The sequence below is a fragment of the Halomonas urmiana genome, assembly GCF_005780185.1.
Classification (GTDB): Bacteria; Pseudomonadota; Gammaproteobacteria; order Pseudomonadales; family Halomonadaceae; genus Halomonas; species Halomonas urmiana.
In genome coordinates this window covers 15138-33505 of record NZ_VBUI01000035.1, presented here as the reverse complement: position 1 = coordinate 33505, position 18368 = coordinate 15138, and the positions used below count along the sequence as shown (strand labels likewise).

Sequence of the window (18368 nt, the reverse complement as noted above, 5' to 3'; positions counted from 1 at the left end):
CTAGCAGCTTCAGGGCCATGGTATGCCTGGCGTGCATAGACCGTTGCCTGCGAGCGGACTTTTCGGACAAAACCTAGGCAGCGGTGATGGGCGAACGCCCCGCGGAAGTAGTTGGAGCTCACCACCTTCTCGACGGTGGCGTTGATGGGCTCGGGTGCCTTGTCCTTCGCCCAGTGCAGCCGGTAACCCCACCACACCTCGTCCATCACCAGCGGCGCGTAATCACTAGGATGCCACACCGTGGTTATCCAGGTGCCCGGCGCCACGTTGTAGCGTGGCGTAAGCTTCCAAGGCTCCAGCTACAGGCGCAGGGCCTGGCAGAGCTTGGGGAATAGGCTTTAGAGAGCGAAGCGGCCGGACATGCAAACGCTCTACATGATTATCCATAGTGGATTCGATCACCTAGGTAATACATACCATGCATTGTTGCAGTCAAAAGCTGAATGGCAAAAAAGAAATAAAAAGCAAGAAAGCTATAGGCAACATTCCCCGAAACATTAATCTTTCCATCTCCATAAAAACCAAAGCTTTCAGGAATCAAACCAACTACGGAAAGCACGATACTCTGAACAGCAAGAAAAGAGAACAGCATGCATAAAAACCTTCTCCTGCTAAGCTCAACATCTCGATACTGAGTATTTATTAGAGTTTCAACCTTAGGAGGGTTCTCCCCTGCCATCGGCTTATCAATGTCTAACCTATTGAATGTTGCAATAGCAGCCAATGCGGCGACAAAAAAACCGGGAAGACTGGACAGAAAACCCGAAACACCAGCCAAAAACCTATACATATCTATTAGTTGAAAACTCATGAAATATGAAAGAGCTGATAGCGCCGCCAAAGTCACCGACGGCACTACCCAGTCATATATATACTTATCCTTATGCTTAATAAAAAGATATGAAACAGGCCTAGTAAGCTGATAAAAAATCAATTTTAAATCACTCATCAGCGACCTCAAGCATCTTCTTAACGAACTCTCTCCTGACTTGACTATACGATGACTTTGGCCTAAACGCCATACCGATACGACGCTTTTTCACATACTCTAGATTATCTTTCCCGAGGGGTTCCTCCATATCGATTTCGCGAGTATGAGGGCTCCCACTTGCATCTTTAAAAGTAACCCTGAGTTTATCTAGATTTTGCGACTTCCCATATTTCATCAACCGCTGAATTTTCTTCCCAGGCGTTTCTAAATCACCAACTTTCGCGTCAATCTTTATAATTACTTCCTGAAAGTCCACAGGAACTTCAACATCCATTGCTTTAAAATTCTTCGGCTCTCCAACGAGATAAATGCCATTCATATAGCCATTTTCTAAGTCTTGAAAAAAGCTTTCACAAGGGTGCCCCTGGAAAGTAATTCTTGGCCAAATAGTCCTTTTCTTCAAGCCGCCATTTTTTTCTAATTTTCCATCAGGATCATCTATTTCAAAGACTTTCTTGTCATTCTCAACAACTAGCTTCCCTAGGTAATCAAAAAATGACTTCAGTATAGAAGTGCTCAGACCAGAGGTTTTCTCTACTAAGCAGCGCTGACGACAATCCTCAGTATCTTTGAAAACTATGATATGGGTAGAAAGGTCAGCTCCTTGGTCAACGGTAAGCTGTTCCTCTTTTCTGACACCACTAGTAACATCCCTGGTCACACCATGGGAGCTATTCAAGTTGGTAGAATTTATGAGCAGGACAAAACAATCTTCAAACTCCCTTATGTCCTGAAGATAAACATCCAGCTTTCCACCATTGTAGACTCTTGCTGGTTTATCATCCTCAACTACTGCTTCGTCATTTACTGCTTCCACAGAATCTACTGAAACCTCTCCTGAGGAAGTCTCCTCCAAAGAACACTTCTCAAAAGAGCTAGAGGATCGAGCAGCGTAAACGACATCTACATCGCTACCTTCAGCTGAGCCCAGTACATCTTGACCACCCTGTTCAACAGAAGACTCTAACGCTTTATCTTGGACGTCCAATGCCAATGAGGACTCAGAAACCGAGGAATTTTCTACAAACTCATGATAGATAGAACCACCCAACAAAGGGGCCGAATAAGAACAACTAAAGCCTGTAACCTCCCTTAAAATATCATTAATATTCAGTGGGGACGCATACTTCAACGGCTCTCCATTATTATCCTTATACCCGTAACATATGCAAAATAAACTCAAATCGAAGAAGTTAACTGTCTTGTAGAACTTTGGCTTCAGCTTTGGCATCAGTTTCCCTGGTAATCATTCCGATTTTTTAGCTAACCCGCCCAACCCGAATCTCACACCACCCCAGGACCTCCACATCCTTCATGTCCTCGGGCTTGATCAATTCCTTCTCATAGCGCGGATTTTCGCTGATCAACAGCCAGGCACTCCCGGCGACGCGCTGCACACGCTTGATACGCCGCTCACCGTGCACCGCGGCATCAGGATCACACCCTCAGGGGGCGGAGCGCTTTTGAAGTTCAGCATGGGCAGCCGGAAGCAAACCCAGAACCGCGGTGCCCCTGCGGGCAACCCGCCGTATGGAAAATGGACACTCCAAGCGCTTCCTTTCGCTAATGTCACTTAGCGTGACACGTTACCGAAAGGCTAAACCGCTGTCATTCCTTGATTAGAAAATGATCGACCAAGGTCGGGGAGTGGCTGGATCAGTGAGATCGAGGTGGTACATGGGGGCAAGCGAACCAACGGCAGCAAGTACGTGCTGGTAATGCTGATCGCCAGGCGGGAACAAGGCGGATAGTGATAGCCGCCCAGAAACAGAAAAAGCCGCTGATTGCTCAGCGGCTTTTTCGATATTCGTGGCGGAGGGGGAGGGATTCGAACCCTCGAAGCCTTTCGACTTACGCGCTTTCCAGGCGCGCTCCTTCGACCACTCGGACACCCCTCCGCATTGTGGTTCCATCGCGTTGGCGCGTGGCCTTTTGCTCAAGAACGGCGCATATACTAACGACTTAAGTCCGCGAATGCAAGCCAGTTTCGCGGTTTTCATGCGACCCCATGCCGTCCGGCTCAGGCCTCGGGCAGCACCGCGTAGTCGCCGCGCGCTTCCAGGCAGAGAGTGTCTCCGCACCAGAGCCTCTGGACCAAGGCTATACGGCCCTTGCCGCGCAGCTCCAGCCGCTCGGCAAGGCTGGCGGGGCCGTCGTCCGCCTCGGGCTCGCAGACCAGCCGGTAGTCGCCGGTCACGGGCGCCAGGAAGCGCTGGGTGGCCTCGGCGACCACCACGTCCCGGGCGAGGCCGCGGCGGCGCAGCCAGAGCGTGGTCCAACACCAGCCGAGCAGGGTCGTCTGGGCGGCGAGCGCCCCGCCGAAGCCGGTGCCCTTGTCGTTCAGGTTGGGCGTGAGCGCCAGCTGCCAGGTGAGGCGATCATCGTCGCGGGTCATCTCGCGGATGCCGAGCCCCCCCACCATGGGGATCGCCTCGCCCAGCCAGGCGAGGAAGGCGGCCATGTCGTCCTCGCCGCCAGCGGCGGGCAGCGGCAAACGCGGGTGGGGAACGCCGATCTCGCGCATGCTCAGTCCCAGCGCTCGACGAAGGCATCGATGTCGTGCTCGGGCAGCGACTTGTGGCGCCCTCCCATGGTGCCGAGGTAGAGGAAGGCCACCACCTCGTCGTCCTCGGCGAGCCCTAGCCCCTTGCGCACGGTGGGATCGAAGGCGTACTTGCCGCTGCGCCACATGCCGCCGAGCCCTTGGGCGTGGGCGGCGAGCAGGATGCCGTGAGCGGCGCAGCCGGCGGAGATCACCTGCTCGATCTTCGGCACCTTAGGCTCGTCGGGGGTGACCTTGGCGATCACCGCGATGATCATCGGCGCGCGCAGCGGCTTCTTGCGGGCCGCGTTAAGGGTGACATCAGAGGCGTGGGGATCCTCACGGAACTCGGCCTCGGCGAACAGCTCGCCGAGCCGCGAGAGGCCCTCGCCGGAGAACTCGATGAAGCGCCAGGGGCGCAGCTCCTTGTGATCCGGCGCCCGCAGGGCCGCCCGGTAGATCGCCTCGAGCTGTTCAGGGCTCGGCGGCGGGCCCATCAGCTTGCCCATGGAACTGCGTTCGTGCAGCAGCGTCAGCGCGTCCATTGAGTCTCTCCCTTGGGGTCGTCAGACGAGAATCTTTCTCGTCACTCTATCAGCTGCCCGCGTGACTGTCGTGCCGGGCCGGCCGCCTCGTCCCTCACTGCCGCGCGCCCTTATTGCCGAGAGAGCCGCAGCGGCTCGGGCGGCCGCTCGCCGGGGGTGGCGCGCCAGGGGCTGATGTCGAGCCCGCCACGGCGCACGTAGCGCGCCAGCACCAGCAGCCGCTCCGGCCGGGCGCGGGCCATCAGGTCGGTGAAGATGTGCTCCACGCAGTGCTCGTGGAAGTCCTGGTGCTGGCGATAGCCGATCAGGTAGCGCAGCAGCCCCTCGCGATCGAGCTTCGGGCCCCGGTAGCGGATCAGCACGCTGCCCCAGTCGGGCTGGCCGGTGACCGGGCAGTTGGACTTGAGCAGGTGCGAGTGCAGCGTCTCCTCGACGATCTCCTCCCCCACCGCCAGGTGCTCGGCGCGGGGCGTGTAGTCGGTCACCTCGATGTCCAGGTCGTCCAGGCACTCGCCGGGCAGGCGAGTCACCGCCAGCGCCGCGTCGTCCACGTCGAGCAGCTCGACCGCGACCGGCGCGCCGGCCGCGTGGGCCAGGTCGCGGAGCAGGGTGTCGACCACCGCCTGGCGGCTCTCGAAGCGGGTCTGGTTGAAGCCGTTGAGGTAGAGCTTCCAGGACTTGGACTCGATCAGATGGGGCGACTGTGCCGGCAGGCGAAAGCGCGCCACGGCGACGATGGGCTTGCCGTGCGCGTTCAGCCACGAGACCTCGAAGGCGTGCCACTCGTCCTCGCCGACGAAGGGCAAGGCGCCCTCCTCGATCCCCAGCGGGGCGCGGTTGACGGCCCGAGGAATGGGATAGAGCAGGCCGGCATCGTAGTGCTCGGGATAGGCGGACTCGCGCCCCAGCGGGGCGTGCGAGAGAGTGTCGGGTCGGTGTTGAGTCATGTCAGCTCCTGATGCCCTTGCCATGCTCCAGCATCCACAGCGCGACGCCGAACAGCACGGTGATGAAGGCCAGCACGGCCGCCAGCGCCCAGCCCACCGGGATGTCGGAGACCCCGAGGAAGCCGTAGCGGAAGACGTTGACCATGTAGAGGATGGGGTTGAGCATCGAGACGCCCTGCCAGAAGTCCGGCAGCAGCGAGATCGAGTAGAAGACGCCGCCCAGGTAGGTCAGCGGTGTCAGCACGAAGGTCGGCACGATGGAGATGTCGTCGAACTTCTTGCCCAGCAGGGCGTTGATGAAGCCGCCGATGGCGAACAGTGCCGCGGTGAGCACCACCACGAAGACCGTCAGCAGCGGATGGGCCACCTCGATACGGGTGAAGAACAGCGACACCCCGGTGACGATCAGGCCCACGCCGAGGCCACGGGTCATGCCGCCGAGCACGAAGCCGGTGAGGATCACCCAGTTGGGCATCGGCGAGACCATCATCTCCTCGATGGAGCGCTGGAACTTGTTGGAAAAGAAGGATGATGCCACGTTGGAGTAGCTGTTGGTGATCACCGCCATCATGATCAGCCCGGGGACGATGAAGTCCATGTAGCTGTAGCCGTCCATCTCGCCGATCCGCGAGCCAATCAGGTTGCCGAAGATGATGAAGTACATCGTCATGGTGATCGACGGCGGCAGCAGGGTCTGCGGCCAGATCCGCGTGAAGCGTTTGATCTCCTTGTAGACCAGGGTCCAGAGGGCGATGGCGATCTGCTTGGGGTTCATGTGCGCACTTCCTTCTGCTGGCCGTCCTCCACCATGGAGACGAACATCTCCTCCAGGCGATTGGCGCGGTTGCGCATCGACATCACCTGCATGCCCTGCTCGGTGAGTGCCTCGAAGACGTCGTTGAGCCGCTGGCCGCGGTGCACCACCACCGCCAGCTGGGCATCGTCCACGCGGTTGATCTCGAAGCCCTCGACCTTGGGCGCCGCCTCCACCGAATGGGCGAGATCGAGCAGGAAGGTCTCGGTATCGAGCTCGGCGAGCAGCTCCCGCACGCTGGTGTTCCGGATGATCTCGCCGTTATTGATGATCCCCACGTGGCGACAGAGGCTCTCGGCCTCCTCGAGGTAGTGGGTGGTGAGGATGATGGTAGTACCCTCCTCCCGATTGATGCGGCGCATGTACTCCCACATGCTGCGACGCAGCTCGATGTCGACGCCGGCGGTGGGCTCGTCGAGGATCAAAAGCCTAGGGCGATGCATCAGGGCGCGGGCGATCATCAGCCGGCGCTTCATGCCGCCGGAGAGCATCCGCGCGCTGCCGTTGCGCTTGTCCCACAGGCCGAGATCGCTCAGCAGCTGCTCGGCGCGGGGCAGCGCCTCGCGCCGCGACATGCCGTAGTAGCCCGCCTGGGCCAGCACGATGTCGATGACCTTCTCGAACTGGTTGAAGTTGAACTCCTGGGGCACCACGCCGAGGTGGTACTTGGCCCGGGCGAAGTCGGTGTCGATGTCGATGCCGAAGATCGAGATCTTCCCCGCGGTCTTCTGCACCAGCGAGCAGACCACGCCCAGGGTGGTCGACTTGCCGGCGCCGTTGGGGCCCAGCAGGGCGTAGAAGTCGCCCTGGGCGACGTCGAGGTCGATGCCCTTGAGGGCCTCGAAGCCATTGCCGTAGACCTTGGTCAACCCACGGATGGAAAGAGCCGGTTCGGCCATGAAAGATCCCGTACAGAAAATGAATGTGGCGCCGTGCCGGCTCTCGCCAGCAAAAAACACGCTCGAGGCGCGGCACACGGGGTGCTGTGATGGGGGCGCCGCGGCGCAATTCAAGCCGCCGTTCGAGCCGTACTTCAACAGCGGCCCGGGGCCTGCACGCCCGGGGGCGGCCTTCCTATCTTACGCCACCGAGGTGACAGTTCGCATGCTCATCGTTCGCGCGGGCATCGCGCGCCGTGTTGACCCCGTGACGCCGGAGCCCTAGGCTGGAGCGCATTCCTGGGGGAGTCCTTGCGGACTGAGATTCCGGCACCGTGTACAGACGACACGGCACCGGTAACCCTTCGAACCTGATCCGGATCATGCCGGCGAAGGGAAGGAAGTGCCATCCGGCCACGCTTCTCACCCAACGCAACTGCGTCCTCTCGTAGCGACGCTCGGCATGGCGCCGGGCCTTTCCATGCTAGGGAGAACGTCATGCTGTCGACCGCCCACGCCTTCTGGTGGCTCATCGCCTTCGCCGCGCTGTTTGCCGTGCCGGGCATGCTCTATGCCCGCCGCCACAATGAGAGCCTCGAAGACTTCATCATCGCCCGCAACAGCCAGGGCGCCACCGCCACGGTGCTGACCCTGATGGCGTCGACGCTGGGCACCTGGATCCTCTTCGGCCCCGCCCAGGCGGCCACCTGGGGCGGCCTGGGCGCGATCGCCGGCTATGCGCTCGGCTCGCTGGCGCCCCGGCTGGTGATGATTCCGCTGGGACGACGCCTGCGCGAGCTCTCGCCGGGCGGCCACTCGCTCACCGAGTTCGTGATGAGCCGCTACGGGCGCCCCATGTACGCCTTCACCCTGGTCATCATGCTGTTCTACCTGTTCATCTCCCTGGCCGCGGGGATCACCGCCATCGCCAAGATGGTCGGGCTGCTGGCGCCGGTTCCGCTCTGGGTGACCAGTTCGGTGGTGATGGCCGCCACCCTGCTCTACACCCTGTACGGCGGCCTGCGCGCCTCGATCTTCACCGACAAGGTGCAGATGATCGTGATCCTGCCGCTGCTCGCCGTGCTGCTGATCGTCGGCTGGCGGGCCGCCGACGGCGTCGGCCCCACCCTCGCCGGCCTCGAGGCGACGGCGCCGCGGCTGCTGGACGTCACCGACCTGGGCGGCCTCAAGGCCGGCCTCACCTTCTTCCTGGCCGTGATGCTGACCGGGCTCTTCTACCAGGGCAACTGGCAGCGCGTCTATGCCGCCCAGAACAACCGCGCCGTGGCCCTGGGCTTCCTGCTCGGGGGCCTTCTGAGCGCGCCGATGATCTTCGTGATGGGCCTGTTCGGCCTGGCGTTCGTGGGGCTGGGGCTGCCCGGCGACGGCTCGGTCGCGCTATTCAGCGTGCTGCTCGCCGACATCCCCGGCTGGTTCGCCGTGGGCCTGATCTTCCTGGGCCTGGCGCTGGTCATGAGCAGCGCCGACACCACCATCAGCGCCGCCTCGAGCATGATCGCCGTCGACGGCGGGCGCCTGCTGCCCGGCGCCAGCGGCCAACGGCTGATGCGCCTGTCGCGCTGGTTGATCCTGCTGCTGGCGCTGCCGGTGACCTTCGTGGCCGCCCAGGGCTACAGCGTGCTCTACCTCTTCCTGCTGGCCGACCTGCTGTGCTGCGCGGCGGCCTTCCCGGTGTTCTTCGGGCTGTTCAACCGCCGCTTCGACGGGCGCGCCGCGGTACTCGCCACCCTCAGCGGCCTGGTCGCCGGCCTCACCCTCTTCCCGGCCCCGGGCGACGCGCTGAACACCCTGATGGAATCCTTCCTGCTCGCCACCTTCATGCCCGTCGTGACGGGCCTGGCACTGCTGGCGCTGCTGCCGGCGAAGCAACGCTTCGACTTTGCGGCGCTGAGCGCCGGCGCCCGACGCTTCGAGGGGTGATCGCCCTGATCTTCACCCTCTGGCCGACACGCAAACGCCCCGACAAGGGGCGTTTCGCGTCTAAAGGGGCCTGGTACCGAGAGCGCTAGGAGCACCGCCCCGCCGGCCGCTCGAGGCCGAGGTGGCCGCGCAGCGTGGTCGTCGCATACTCCTCTCGGAACAGTCCGCGACGCTGCAGCTCCGGCACCACCTGATCCACGAAGTCCTCGATCCCGGACGGCAGCGACGGCGGCATCAGGTTGAAGCCATCCGCCCCGCGGCCGTGAAACCAGCGCTCCATCTCGTCGGCGATGCTCTCCGGGGTGCCGATCATGGTGCAGTGGCCGCCGCCGGCGGCGAGTCGCCCCAGCAGCTCGCGAAGGGTCGGCCGTTCGGTCTCGATGATGCGCAGGATGGTGGTGTAGCGCCCCTGGGGGCCGCGGAACTCGGCCAGCGGCGGCAACGGCGGCACCGGCGCATCCAGCTCCCAGTCGCTGCAGTCCTGCTCGATGAACAGTCCCAGCTGGCGCAGCGAGGCCGCCACCGGCAGGCAGTCGTCCAGGGCGCGCTGCTTGGCCCGGGCTTCTTCCATGGTGGAGCCGACATAGGTGACGAGTCCCGGCAGGATGGGCACCGGTGCGGTGCGCCCGGACTCCGCCACCCGTGACTTGATATCCCGGTAGTAGGCCTGGGCGGTGTCCAGGTCGTAGGCGACCGCATAGATGGCCTCGGCGTAGCGCGCCGCCAGGTCGCGTCCCTGGGACGAGGCGCCCGCCTGCACCAGCACCGGATGGCCCTGGGGCGGGCGCGGCAGGTTCAAGGGCCCGTCCACCAGGAAGTGCTCGCCATGGTGGTGGATCTTGTGCACCTTGTCCGGATCGGCGTAGCGGCCCTGCCGGTCACACTCGATGGCATCGTCGGCCCAGCTGTCCCACAGCGCCAGCACCGTCTGCACGAACTCCTCGGCGCGCGCATAGCGCTCGGCATGCTGGGGCATGGCCGGGTAGCCGTGGTTGCGCGCCTCGCTGTCGAACATCGAGGTCACCACGTTCCAGCCCACGCGCCCGCCGGAGATGTGATCCAGCGAGCCCACCAGCCTGGCCGCATGGAAGGGGGTATAGAAGGTGCTCGAGAGCGTGCTGATCAGTCCGATTCGCCGGGTGGCCCGGCTCATGGCGGAGAGCGCGGTCAGCGGCTCGAGATGCCAGTTGAAGCCGTCCTCCACGCTGCCGGCACTCATGCCGTCGGCGAAGAACAGCGCATCCAGCTTGCCGCGCTCGGCGGTGCGGGCCAGCGACTCGTAGTAGGCGATGTCGCCGAGTCGCTCGGCGCAGGAATCGGGGTGCCGCCACGCCGCGCGATGATGGCCGCAGCCCATCACGAACAGGTTGAGGTGCAGTCTCTCGTCGGGGTTGCGCGGTTTCATCACCCTTTCACCAGTCCGCCGTCGACGATCAGGTTCTGGCCGGTCACCGCCCTCGCCCAGGGCGAGGCGAAGAACAGCGCCGCGTCGGCGAACTCCGCCGGCGTGGTCACCCGGCGCAGCGGAGTGTTCTGCGCGATCAGGTCGAAGACCGCCTCCGGGGTCGCGCTGGACGCGTCGGTGGTGCGCAGCAGCCCGCCGGAGATCATGTTCACGGTGATGTTGTCGGGCCCCAGGTCGTGGGAGAGCGTGCGGGTCAGCGAGAGCAGCGCGGCCTTGCCGGCGGTGTAGTCGTGATAGGGCACGACGGGGTTCTGGAACAGGTTGGTGCCGACATTGATGATACGGCCGAATTCCTGTTCGCGCATGCCGGCCAGCGCCGCCTGGATGGTGTTCAGCGCGCCCCGGTTGACACCCTCGATCTGCTGATTGAGGCGTGCCCAGTCGAGCGCGTCGGCGTCGGGACGCGCGTCGCCGTTGAAGGTGAAGTCGGGCAGGGCGTTGTTCACCACGGTGGTGATCGGGGCGCTGAAGTGGGCGTGCGCCTGCGCGAACAGCGCCTTCACCGCCTCGGCCTCACGCACGTCGGCCTGAATGGCCAGGGCCCGCTGCGGCGCTTCCTTCGCCAGCGCCTCGGCGGCCTCGCGGCTCTGGTAGTAGTTGACCACCACGCGGGCGCCCTGGTCGAGAAACGCCCGTGTCAGGTGGGCGCCAAGACCGCGAGCGCCGCCGGTGACGAGCACCACCTGCTGGTCGATGGGGAGAGAGGAAACAGTCATGAAGACTCCTTGATGCGCGGCGGAGGGCGCCGCGCTGGAGTCGGCCGACATCCCTTCGCCAGTGTGAACTGGATCAGGTTCGACGGGTATCATCTCAGCGGCCACTGCCGCACCCCGTGTCTACGTCGCACCATAGCGCATTCAGGCAGGCAGCAACAGCCGGGCTGGCGTTCCAGCTCGTGACGCGAGCCTTGGCCTGACCGGGGAAATACTGAAGGTCTTTGAAGCGAGAAAGGAGATTCGATCGGACTGGCGCCCCAGCTCGTGACCCGAGCCTTGGCCTGTCGATATTGACTACGTTGAAGATTGGAGCGGGAAAGGAGATTCGATCGGACTGGCGCCCCAGCTCGTGACCCGAGCCTTGGCCTGTCGATATTGACTACGTTGAAGATTGGAGCGGGAAAGGAGATTCGAACTCCCGACCCTCGCCTTGGCAAGGCGATGCTCTACCACTGAGCTATTCCCGCTTATCTGGTGGCGTGCTTGTGAGAAGTGGCGTCCCATAGGGGGTTCGAACCCCTGTTACCGCCGTGAAAGGGCGGTGTCCTAGGCCACTAGACGAATGGGACGCATGGAGCGGGAAACGAGATTCGACCGGGCTGGCGTTCCAGCTCGCGACCCTCGCAGGCCCTACTCATATCCAATCAACCCGAAGGAAGAATGGAGCGGGAAACGAGATTCGAACTCGCGACCCTCGCCTTGGCAAGGCGATGCTCTACCACTGAGCTATTCCCGCTTGGTCTTCTCGCACTGTGCTGCTACCGGCTGTCGAAGGTGGCGTCCCATAGGGGGTTCGAACCCCTGTTACCGCCGTGAAAGGGCGGTGTCCTGGACCACTAGACGAATGGGACGCAGACGTTACCTTCAATCTGGAGCGGGTAAACGAGATTCGACTGGGCTGGCATTCCAGCTCGCGACCCTCGGCAACCTTATACTCCAAACTACCTTCCCGAAGGAAGATGGAGCGGGAAACGAGATTCGAACTCGCGACCCCCGCCTTGGCAAGGCGATGCTCTACCACTGAGCTATTCCCGCACTCCGGTACCTGTTCGAGTCGAGTGGCGTCCCATAGGGGGTTCGAACCCCTGTTACCGCCGTGAAAGGGCGGTGTCCTGGACCACTAGACGAATGGGACGCATTGGCTCGCCTCGTCGAGGTGCGGCGAATATTACCGGCGACCCCGGGGGCTGTCAAGCGCCTCTCATCGCTCGTTGATACCGCGTGACCTGCCAGGGGCCATCACTGGAAACCCCCACCCGGCAAGATGTCAGAATGAGGGCGAGACGCCGAGCCCGCAGCCGGCTCCACGACGCAATGAGGAGATAGGCCATGCGCAGCAAGATCCAGAAGAGCGACGCCGAGTGGCGTCAGCAGCTGACGCCGGAGCAGTACCGCGTCACCCGCGAGAAGGGCACCGAACCGGCCTTCAGCGGCAAGTACCACGTGAGTGACGAGCACGGCATCTACCACTGCGTATGCTGCAACGCGCCGCTGTTCGAGAACGAGCACAAGTTCAATGCCGGCTGCGGCTGGCCGAGCTTCGATCGCCCCTTCACCCCGAAGTGCGTCGAGGAGCAGACCGACACCAGCCACGGCATGCAGCGCACCGAGGTGACCTGCGCACGCTGCGATGCCCACCTCGGCCACGTCTTCCCCGATGGTCCGCCGGAGACCACCGGGCTTCGCTACTGCATCAACTCGGTGGCGATCGAGTTCCACGCCGGCGAGTAGTCGCGAGCCCGCCACCGCCCGCTCGGAGACGGCCGTCCATCTGCTATGATGGGCGGCCATTTTTATTCACGCTCATGCAGGAGAGGCTCGATGCTCGGCTGGTTTCCGGGACACATGAACAAGGCGCGCCGGCAGATCCTCGAGGCGCTGCCGGAGATCGACGTGGTGATCGAGGTGCTCGACGCCCGTCTCCCCTACTCCAGCGCCAACCCCATGCTCGCCGAGCTGACGCGCCACAAGCCGGTGCTCAAGATCCTCTCGCGGGCCGATCTCGCCGATCCCGAGCGCACCCGGGAGTGGACGGCCTTCTTCGACGCCCAGGCCGACACCCGGGCCCTGGCGGTGACCACCACCCAGGCGCGCGAGCTCAAGCGCATCCCCAAGCTGTGCCATGAGCTGGCCGGCCAGGTGCGCGCCGACCGCGACGTGCGGGTGATGGTCATGGGCATTCCCAACGTCGGCAAGTCGACCCTGATCAACGGCCTGGCCGGGCGCACGATCGCCAAGACCGGCAACGAGCCCGCGGTCACCAAGCGCCAGCAGAAGGTGCGCATCGGCGGCCGCGTGGCACTGATCGACACCCCCGGGGTGCTGTGGCCGAAGATCGAGGACCAGTCGAGCGCCCACCGCCTGGCGGCCAGTGGCGCCATCCGCGATACCGCCATCGATTATGTCGACGTGGCCGTGGTCGCCGCCGCCGAGCTGGCCCGGCGCTACCCCGAGGCGCTCACCGCGCGCTACAAGCTCAAGTCGCTGCCGGCCTACACGGCGCACCCCGACGCCGACCAGGTGGACGCCGACGGCCCCGTGCGGGTCGACCTGCTGGCCCTGAGCGGCTACGACGGCCATGCGATCCTCATCGAGATCGCCTCCAAGCGCGGCGGCCTGCGCGCCGGCGGCGAGGTCGACCTGCATCGGGGCGCCGAGGTGCTGCTCCACGAGCTGCGTGACGGCAAGCTCGGCCGCCTCACCCTGGAGACTCCGGCGGACATCCCGGTCACGCCGGAACCGGAGGAGCTGGCCCCGGACGAACCGCGCCCCGAGGATGGTGGCGACGGCGCCGAACCCGCATAATCGCAGGCGACGCCGACGAACAACGATCGCCGCCCGAGGCGGCACACGGACATCACTGGATTCAGCGCCCATGGATACCCCCCCGATCAGGAAATCGCACAAACTCGAGAACGTCTGCTACGACATTCGCGGCCCGGTGCTCGAGCACGCCAAACGGCTGGAAGAAGAAGGCCAGCGCATCCTCAAGCTGAACATCGGCAATCCCGCGCCGTTCGGCTTCGAGGCGCCGGAGGAGATCCTCCAGGACGTGATGCGCAACCTCCCTACCGCCCAAGGCTACTGCGATTCCAAGGGGCTCTACTCGGCGCGCAAGGCGATCATGCAGGAGTGCCAGCGCAAGGATATCCCCGGCGTCGGCATCGAGGACATCTACATCGGCAACGGCGTCTCGGAGCTGATCGTGATGGCGCTGCAGGCGCTGCTCAACGACGGTGACGAGCTGCTGATCCCGGCGCCCGACTACCCACTGTGGACCGCCGCCGCCAACCTCTCGGGCGGCCACGCCGTGCACTACCGGTGCGATGAGCAGGCCGACTGGGCGCCGGACATGGATGACATCCGCGCCAAGGTGACCGCCCACACCCGGGCCATCGTGATCATCAACCCCAACAACCCCACCGGCGCCGTCTATCCGCCGGCGGTGGTGCGCGAGCTGCTGGAGATCGCCCGGGAGCACGACCTGGTGGTGTTCTCCGACGAGATCTACGACAAGATCCTCTACGACGGGGTCGAGCACGTCTCCACCGGGGCGCTGGCCGGCGACGACCAGCTGGTAGTGACCATGAACGGGCTCTCCAAGAGCTATCGCTGCGCCGGTTTCCGCAGCGGCTGGATGATCCTCTCGGGGAACATCGCCAAGCAGCGCGCCGCCGACTTCATCCAGGGGCTGACCATGCTGGCCTCGATGCGCCTGTGTGCCAACGTGCCGGCCCAGCACGCCATCCAGACGGCGCTGGGCGGCTATCAGTCGATCAACGACCTGATCCTGCCCGGCGGCCGCCTGCTCGCCCAGCGCGACATCACCGTCGAGAAGCTCAACGCCATTCCCGGGGTCAGCTGCACTCGGCCCAAGGGGGCGCTCTACGCCTTCCCGAAGCTCGACCCCAAGGTCTTCAACATCCAGGACGACCAGCAGCTGGTGCTCGACCTACTGCTGCAGGAGAAGATCCTGCTGGTCCAGGGCACGGCCTTCAACTGGCCCGAGCCCGATCACGTGCGCATCGTCACCCTGCCCTGGGCCGACCAGCTCGAGGATGCCCTGGACCGCTTCGCGCGCTTCCTGTCGCGCTATCGCCAGTAGCCGGGGCGACGCCGGTCCGCCGCTTGAAACCCAGCGGGCCAGCCCGTATCTAAGCAACAGCTTGTCTACGCCGCGGCCGCGGCGCCCCTACCGACGACTGGAGAGTTCCGGCAATGATGAGAATCCTGCTGTTCCTGGGCACCAACCTAGCGGTGATCCTGGTCGCCAGCATCACCCTGCGCCTGCTGGGGGTGGAGGGCTACCTGACCGAACAGGGCATGAACTTCAATGCCCTGCTGATCTTCTGCTTCATCTTCGGCATGGCCGGCTCGATGATCTCGCTGTTCATCTCCAAGTGGATGGCCAAGCGCAGCACCGGCACCGTGATCATCGAGTCGCCTTCCAACGCCACCGAGAAGTGGCTGGTCGATACCGTGGCGGAACTGGCCCGCGACGCCGGCATCAAGACCCCCGAGGTGGGCATCTTTCCGGCTCAGCAGTCCAACGCCTTCGCCACCGGCTGGAACAAGGATGACGCCCTGGTGGCGGTCTCCGCCGGCCTGCTCAACCGCATGCGCCCGGAGGAGGTGCGCGCGGTGCTGGCCCACGAGATCGGCCACGTGGCCAACGGCGACATGGTCACCCTGGCGCTGATCCAGGGGGTGCTGAACACCTTCGTGATGTTCTTCGCGCGTGTGGTCGCCCACCTGGTCGACAGTTTCCTGCGTCGCGACGGCGAGGGGGGGCTCGGGTTCATGGGCTACTTCGCGGTGGTGATCGTCGCCGAGATCGTCTTCGGGCTGATCGCCTCGGCCATCGTCGCCTGGTTCTCGCGCTTCCGGGAGTACCGGGCCGACAGCGCCGGCGCCCGCCTCGCCGGCAGCGGCGCCATGATCAACGCCCTGGCGCGGCTCAAGGCCGAGACCGAGATGCCCGACCAGATGCCGGACACCCTGCGCGCCATGGCCATCACCAAGGGCCAGACCCGCTCGCTGATGGAGCGGCTGTTCGCCAGCCACCCGCCCCTGGACGATCGCATCCGCGCCCTGAAGGAGGCGGCCTACCGGCAGTAAGCTGCCAAGCAGCCAAGCGGCCAAGATCAAGGCATCTGCTCGCCAAACGACATTACCCCCCACCGGGACGCTGATCCGGTGGGGGGCTTCGTTTATATCTCGCTACTCGCCGCCCGTCACCGGACAGCTGGGCGCTCGGCGCTCGGCGCTTGTAGCTCACTCCGCACCTGAAACCCCGCCCCCGCCAGCAGCGGCTCGAGCTCCCGCGCGCCCTCGCCCAGAACGAGCTCGAGGGAGGCGGCCTCCCGGCGCAGCGGATAGCGGGCCCGGCAGGCATCGAAGCCCTTGGCCATGCCCTGGCGGCGCGCCTCACGATGCAGGCTATCGTGGTCGCGTCGCGGGTCGTAGACGGCGCGCAGGCAGAGCCGCAGCGCCTCCTCGGGCGACAGGCCGGCCTCGAGGACCAGGCGCGCAACGGGCGGAGCCGGCGCCAGATCCTCGAGCGTCAGGCGAGACGGCAGGCCAACATGGTGGGCCAGGGCGCGGTAGATGCGATGGGTGCCGCGCAGCTTGCCGTCCAGGCTGTAGCCGGCGATGTGCGGCGTGGCGATCGCGGCGAGATCGGCCAGGGCGGCGTCGATGGCGGGCTCCTGCTCCCAGACGTCGAGCACCGCCGTGATGTCGCCCTGCCCCGCCAGGCGCTGGCGCAGCGCCCGACCGTCCACGCAGTCGCCGCGCCCGGCATTGAGCAGCAGCGTGCCCGGCGCCAGGGCCGCGAGGCGCTGGGCATCCAGAAGGTGACGGGTGGCGTGAGGGCCCTCGCTGACCAGCGGCGTATGCAGGCAGAGCACGTCGCACTCGTCGATCAGGGTGTCGAGGTCGTGGAAGCCGGCCAGGCCCTCCGCCTCGATGCTCTCTGCTTCCACCCTGGGCGGGTCGCAGGCCAGGCAGTCGATGCCCATGGCGGTAAGTCGCTCGAGCAGCCGCCCGCCGACATTGCCCACGCCGACGATGCCGACGCGGCGCTCGGCGAGTCGGAAATCCTGGCGCTCGGCCAGGGTCGAGAGGCTTGAAAGCACGTAGTCCACCACCGCATCGGCGTTGCAGCCAGGCGCGCTGGCAAAGGCGATGTCGTGGTCGGCCAGCGCCTGCTGGTCCACGTGATCGGTGCCGATGGTGCAGGTGCCGACGAAGCGCAGCGGCGAACCCGCACCCCTGGCCTGCTCGATCAGGGCCGCATCGACCCGGGTGATGGAGCGCACCACCAGGGCATCGGCCTCGGCGAGGGTGGCCGGCTCGATCTCGCGCCCCGGCACGCGGATCACCTCACCCAGGGCGCCGAAGCAAGCCTCGGCGGCGGGAACATTGGTATCGACGACGATTTTCATGCGGGACTCCTGACTTCCGCGACGCTGCGACTTGTTCAGTGTGCCCAAGCCCTTACAATACTGCCATACGCAAACCGGGCGGCATCGACGCCGCCCGCCACTTCTGGAGCTGCCGTGATCGTCCGCTGGGAAACCGACCATGACTATGTGCTGGTGCATGTCCATCAGGACATGTTCGGCGACTGGATTTTCAGCCGCGCCTGGGGCCAGATCGGCACCCAGTTCGGCGGCCTGAAGCATCGCCTGGCCGACGACCACGCCCAGGCGATGATGTGGCTGGCCGACGAGTCCACCATCCTCAGCTCCCGCGGCTTCCACAAGGTGCTCGAGGTGGAGGCCGAGAGCGCCGAGGGGCGCGACGCCGTCAGCCAGCTCTCGCTGCTCGAGCCGTAAGCTGGAAGCTGGAAGCTGGAAGCTGGAAGCTGGAAGCTGGAAGCTGGAAGCTGGAAAGCAGCTTACTGACAAGTCATCCGCCGACAAGGCCAGGGCTATCGCAGTTAGCTCGGCCTCGAAAGCGAAAGGCGCCGGGGACAGGTCGAAGAGGGGGTCCGAAGGCCAGGGAAGGCGGAGGTAGCGTACAGGGAGGTATTCACAGCGCCCCCTCGAAGGCCTGTCGCCGGGAAAGCCTTGAGCGATGTTGCCAACGCGATAGCCCCGCCGACAAGGCACTTCTTCAAGCTTCCAGGCGCGAAGCGCCGCTCTTCCGGCTTCAGTCGGGTCATCCCAGGTAGCGGCGCCCGCCGCGCTGGGTCGCGCCCTTTGCCGCCCTCGTCGTCACCCTGGGCAGCGCCTCGCCGCTCAGCTGCCGCTGCAGCGCCTGCCAGGCCATCTCGTCCCGCCAGCCCCGTGCCGCCAACCAGGCGGCCAGACGCTCGGGTTGCATGCCGCGATCGAGCTCCTGCCCCGCCTCGTCCACCAAGACCGGAATACGCACCCCGTAGCGCTCGACCAGAGCGTCATCGTCGCTGATCTCGACCCTCTCGAGCCGATATGGCACGGCGCAGAGGGTCACGAGCAGCGCCTCGAGCTGCTCGCAGAGATGACACCCCAGGGTGGTGTAGAGCCTCAACCGGATCACGACGC

General features: G+C 64.3%; 20 protein-coding genes, 7 tRNA genes and 2 riboswitches. Of the genes, 7 read left to right on the top strand and 20 right to left on the bottom strand.

The window, feature by feature from the left end; genetic code table 11:
• The 10 genes from FEI13_RS17280 to FEI13_RS17240 form a co-directional block, all read right to left on the bottom strand.
• A partial coding sequence (locus FEI13_RS17280; RefSeq protein WP_240036557.1) for an SOS response-associated peptidase occupies positions 1 to 239 on the bottom strand: 239 nt, incomplete at its 3' end.
• A 140-nt stretch (positions 240 to 379) separates the two neighbouring features.
• Positions 380 to 949, bottom strand: coding sequence for a hypothetical protein (locus FEI13_RS17275; protein WP_138182754.1), 570 nt, complete (start codon positions 947 to 949; stop codon positions 380 to 382).
• Positions 942 to 2222, bottom strand: coding sequence for a hypothetical protein (locus FEI13_RS17270; protein WP_138182753.1), 1281 nt, complete (start codon positions 2220 to 2222; stop codon positions 942 to 944). Before FEI13_RS17270 ends, FEI13_RS17275 begins: the two co-directional genes overlap by 8 nt.
• Before the next feature lie 28 nt (positions 2223 to 2250).
• A complete protein-coding gene (locus tag FEI13_RS19750) occupies positions 2251 to 2415 on the bottom strand; it encodes a S24 family peptidase (RefSeq protein WP_420841603.1) in 165 nt (54 codons plus the stop codon).
• Positions 2416 to 2801: 386 nt separating this feature from the next.
• Positions 2802 to 2889: transfer RNA gene (locus FEI13_RS17265), tRNA-Ser, on the bottom strand.
• A gap of 122 nt (positions 2890 to 3011) precedes the next feature.
• Positions 3012 to 3515: a YiiD C-terminal domain-containing protein gene (locus FEI13_RS17260; protein WP_138182752.1), complete on the bottom strand. Its 504-nt coding sequence runs from the start codon at positions 3513 to 3515 to the stop codon at positions 3012 to 3014.
• A gap of 2 nt (positions 3516 to 3517) precedes the next feature.
• On the bottom strand, positions 3518 to 4078 hold the full coding sequence (locus tag FEI13_RS17255; RefSeq protein ID WP_138182751.1) for a nitroreductase family protein: 561 nt from the start codon (positions 4076 to 4078) through the stop codon (positions 3518 to 3520).
• Positions 4079 to 4188: 110 nt separating this feature from the next.
• The gene (gene queF / locus FEI13_RS17250; RefSeq protein ID WP_138182750.1) at positions 4189 to 5025 is read right to left on the bottom strand and encodes an NADPH-dependent 7-cyano-7-deazaguanine reductase QueF; all 837 of its coding nucleotides are present in this window, start codon (positions 5023 to 5025) and stop codon (positions 4189 to 4191) included.
• Between the two features lies 1 nt (position 5026).
• Entirely contained in the window at positions 5027 to 5800 is a 774-nt protein-coding gene (locus FEI13_RS17245; RefSeq protein WP_138182749.1) for an ABC transporter permease, read from the bottom strand.
• Positions 5797 to 6738 carry an ABC transporter ATP-binding protein gene (locus FEI13_RS17240; protein ID WP_138182748.1) on the bottom strand — a complete coding sequence of 314 codons (942 nt, stop codon included), beginning with the start codon at positions 6736 to 6738 and terminating at the stop codon, positions 5797 to 5799. Before FEI13_RS17240 ends, FEI13_RS17245 begins: the two co-directional genes overlap by 4 nt.
• On the opposite strand from FEI13_RS17240, the gene FEI13_RS17235 reads away from it, so the two are divergent.
• Together FEI13_RS17235 and FEI13_RS17230 are read left to right on the top strand one after the other, a co-directional pair.
• Positions 6737 to 7003 (top strand): hypothetical protein, encoded by a 267-nt coding sequence (locus tag FEI13_RS17235; protein WP_138182747.1) that lies wholly within the window; start codon positions 6737 to 6739, stop codon positions 7001 to 7003. The genes FEI13_RS17240 and FEI13_RS17235 overlap by 2 nt on opposite strands.
• A gap of 6 nt (positions 7004 to 7009) precedes the next feature.
• A riboswitch (TPP riboswitch) is annotated at positions 7010 to 7132 on the top strand.
• A gap of 83 nt (positions 7133 to 7215) precedes the next feature.
• Positions 7216 to 8658, top strand: coding sequence for a sodium:solute symporter family transporter (locus tag FEI13_RS17230; RefSeq protein WP_138182746.1), 1443 nt, complete (start codon positions 7216 to 7218; stop codon positions 8656 to 8658).
• Positions 8659 to 8743: 85 nt separating this feature from the next.
• On the opposite strand, the gene FEI13_RS17225 is transcribed toward FEI13_RS17230, so the two are convergent.
• The 8 genes from FEI13_RS17225 to FEI13_RS17190 all read right to left on the bottom strand — a co-directional run bounded on the left by FEI13_RS17225 (position 8744) and on the right by FEI13_RS17190 (position 11974).
• Positions 8744 to 10063 (bottom strand): LLM class flavin-dependent oxidoreductase, encoded by a 1320-nt coding sequence (locus tag FEI13_RS17225; RefSeq protein WP_138182745.1) that lies wholly within the window; start codon positions 10061 to 10063, stop codon positions 8744 to 8746.
• On the bottom strand, positions 10063 to 10839 hold the full coding sequence (locus FEI13_RS17220; protein WP_138182744.1) for a 3-oxoacyl-ACP reductase: 777 nt from the start codon (positions 10837 to 10839) through the stop codon (positions 10063 to 10065). The genes FEI13_RS17225 and FEI13_RS17220 overlap by 1 nt, the downstream gene beginning before the upstream one ends.
• A gap of 33 nt (positions 10840 to 10872) precedes the next feature.
• Positions 10873 to 10966: riboswitch (TPP riboswitch) on the bottom strand.
• 265 nt (positions 10967 to 11231) lie between these two features.
• A tRNA-Gly gene (locus FEI13_RS17215) sits at positions 11232 to 11306 on the bottom strand.
• A gap of 26 nt (positions 11307 to 11332) precedes the next feature.
• Positions 11333 to 11408 (bottom strand) — tRNA-Glu (locus tag FEI13_RS17210).
• A 92-nt stretch (positions 11409 to 11500) separates the two neighbouring features.
• Positions 11501 to 11575: transfer RNA gene (locus tag FEI13_RS17205), tRNA-Gly, on the bottom strand.
• A 39-nt stretch (positions 11576 to 11614) separates the two neighbouring features.
• Positions 11615 to 11690: transfer RNA gene (locus FEI13_RS17200), tRNA-Glu, on the bottom strand.
• Between the two features lie 109 nt (positions 11691 to 11799).
• Positions 11800 to 11874: transfer RNA gene (locus tag FEI13_RS17195), tRNA-Gly, on the bottom strand.
• Positions 11875 to 11898: 24 nt separating this feature from the next.
• Positions 11899 to 11974, bottom strand: a tRNA-Glu gene (locus FEI13_RS17190).
• Positions 11975 to 12168: 194 nt separating this feature from the next.
• Between FEI13_RS17190 and msrB the strand changes: the two genes are divergently transcribed.
• From msrB to htpX, 4 genes are all read left to right on the top strand, one after another.
• Positions 12169 to 12570 (top strand): peptide-methionine (R)-S-oxide reductase MsrB, encoded by a 402-nt coding sequence (msrB, locus tag FEI13_RS17185; RefSeq protein WP_138182743.1) that lies wholly within the window; start codon positions 12169 to 12171, stop codon positions 12568 to 12570.
• Between the two features lie 90 nt (positions 12571 to 12660).
• Positions 12661 to 13644, top strand: a complete 984-nt coding sequence (gene ylqF / locus FEI13_RS17180) for a ribosome biogenesis GTPase YlqF (protein WP_138182742.1) — start codon at positions 12661 to 12663, stop codon at positions 13642 to 13644.
• A 70-nt stretch (positions 13645 to 13714) separates the two neighbouring features.
• Positions 13715 to 14944: a pyridoxal phosphate-dependent aminotransferase gene (locus FEI13_RS17175; protein ID WP_138182741.1), complete on the top strand. Its 1230-nt coding sequence runs from the start codon at positions 13715 to 13717 to the stop codon at positions 14942 to 14944.
• 113 nt (positions 14945 to 15057) lie between these two features.
• Positions 15058 to 15957 carry a protease HtpX gene (htpX, locus tag FEI13_RS17170; RefSeq protein WP_138182740.1) on the top strand — a complete coding sequence of 300 codons (900 nt, stop codon included), beginning with the start codon at positions 15058 to 15060 and terminating at the stop codon, positions 15955 to 15957.
• A gap of 116 nt (positions 15958 to 16073) precedes the next feature.
• Here the strand turns inward: htpX and pdxB are convergent, their stop codons facing one another.
• The gene (gene pdxB / locus FEI13_RS17165) at positions 16074 to 17285 is read right to left on the bottom strand and encodes a 4-phosphoerythronate dehydrogenase PdxB (protein ID WP_138182739.1); all 1212 of its coding nucleotides are present in this window, start codon (positions 17283 to 17285) and stop codon (positions 16074 to 16076) included.
• 114 nt (positions 17286 to 17399) lie between these two features.
• On the opposite strand from pdxB, the gene FEI13_RS17160 reads away from it, so the two are divergent.
• Positions 17400 to 17678 (top strand): hypothetical protein, encoded by a 279-nt coding sequence (locus FEI13_RS17160; protein ID WP_138182738.1) that lies wholly within the window; start codon positions 17400 to 17402, stop codon positions 17676 to 17678.
• A 325-nt stretch (positions 17679 to 18003) separates the two neighbouring features.
• Here the strand turns inward: FEI13_RS17160 and FEI13_RS17155 are convergent, their stop codons facing one another.
• A complete protein-coding gene (locus FEI13_RS17155; RefSeq protein WP_138182737.1) occupies positions 18004 to 18363 on the bottom strand; it encodes a glutaredoxin family protein in 360 nt (119 codons plus the stop codon).
• Positions 18364 to 18368 lie beyond the last annotated feature (5 nt).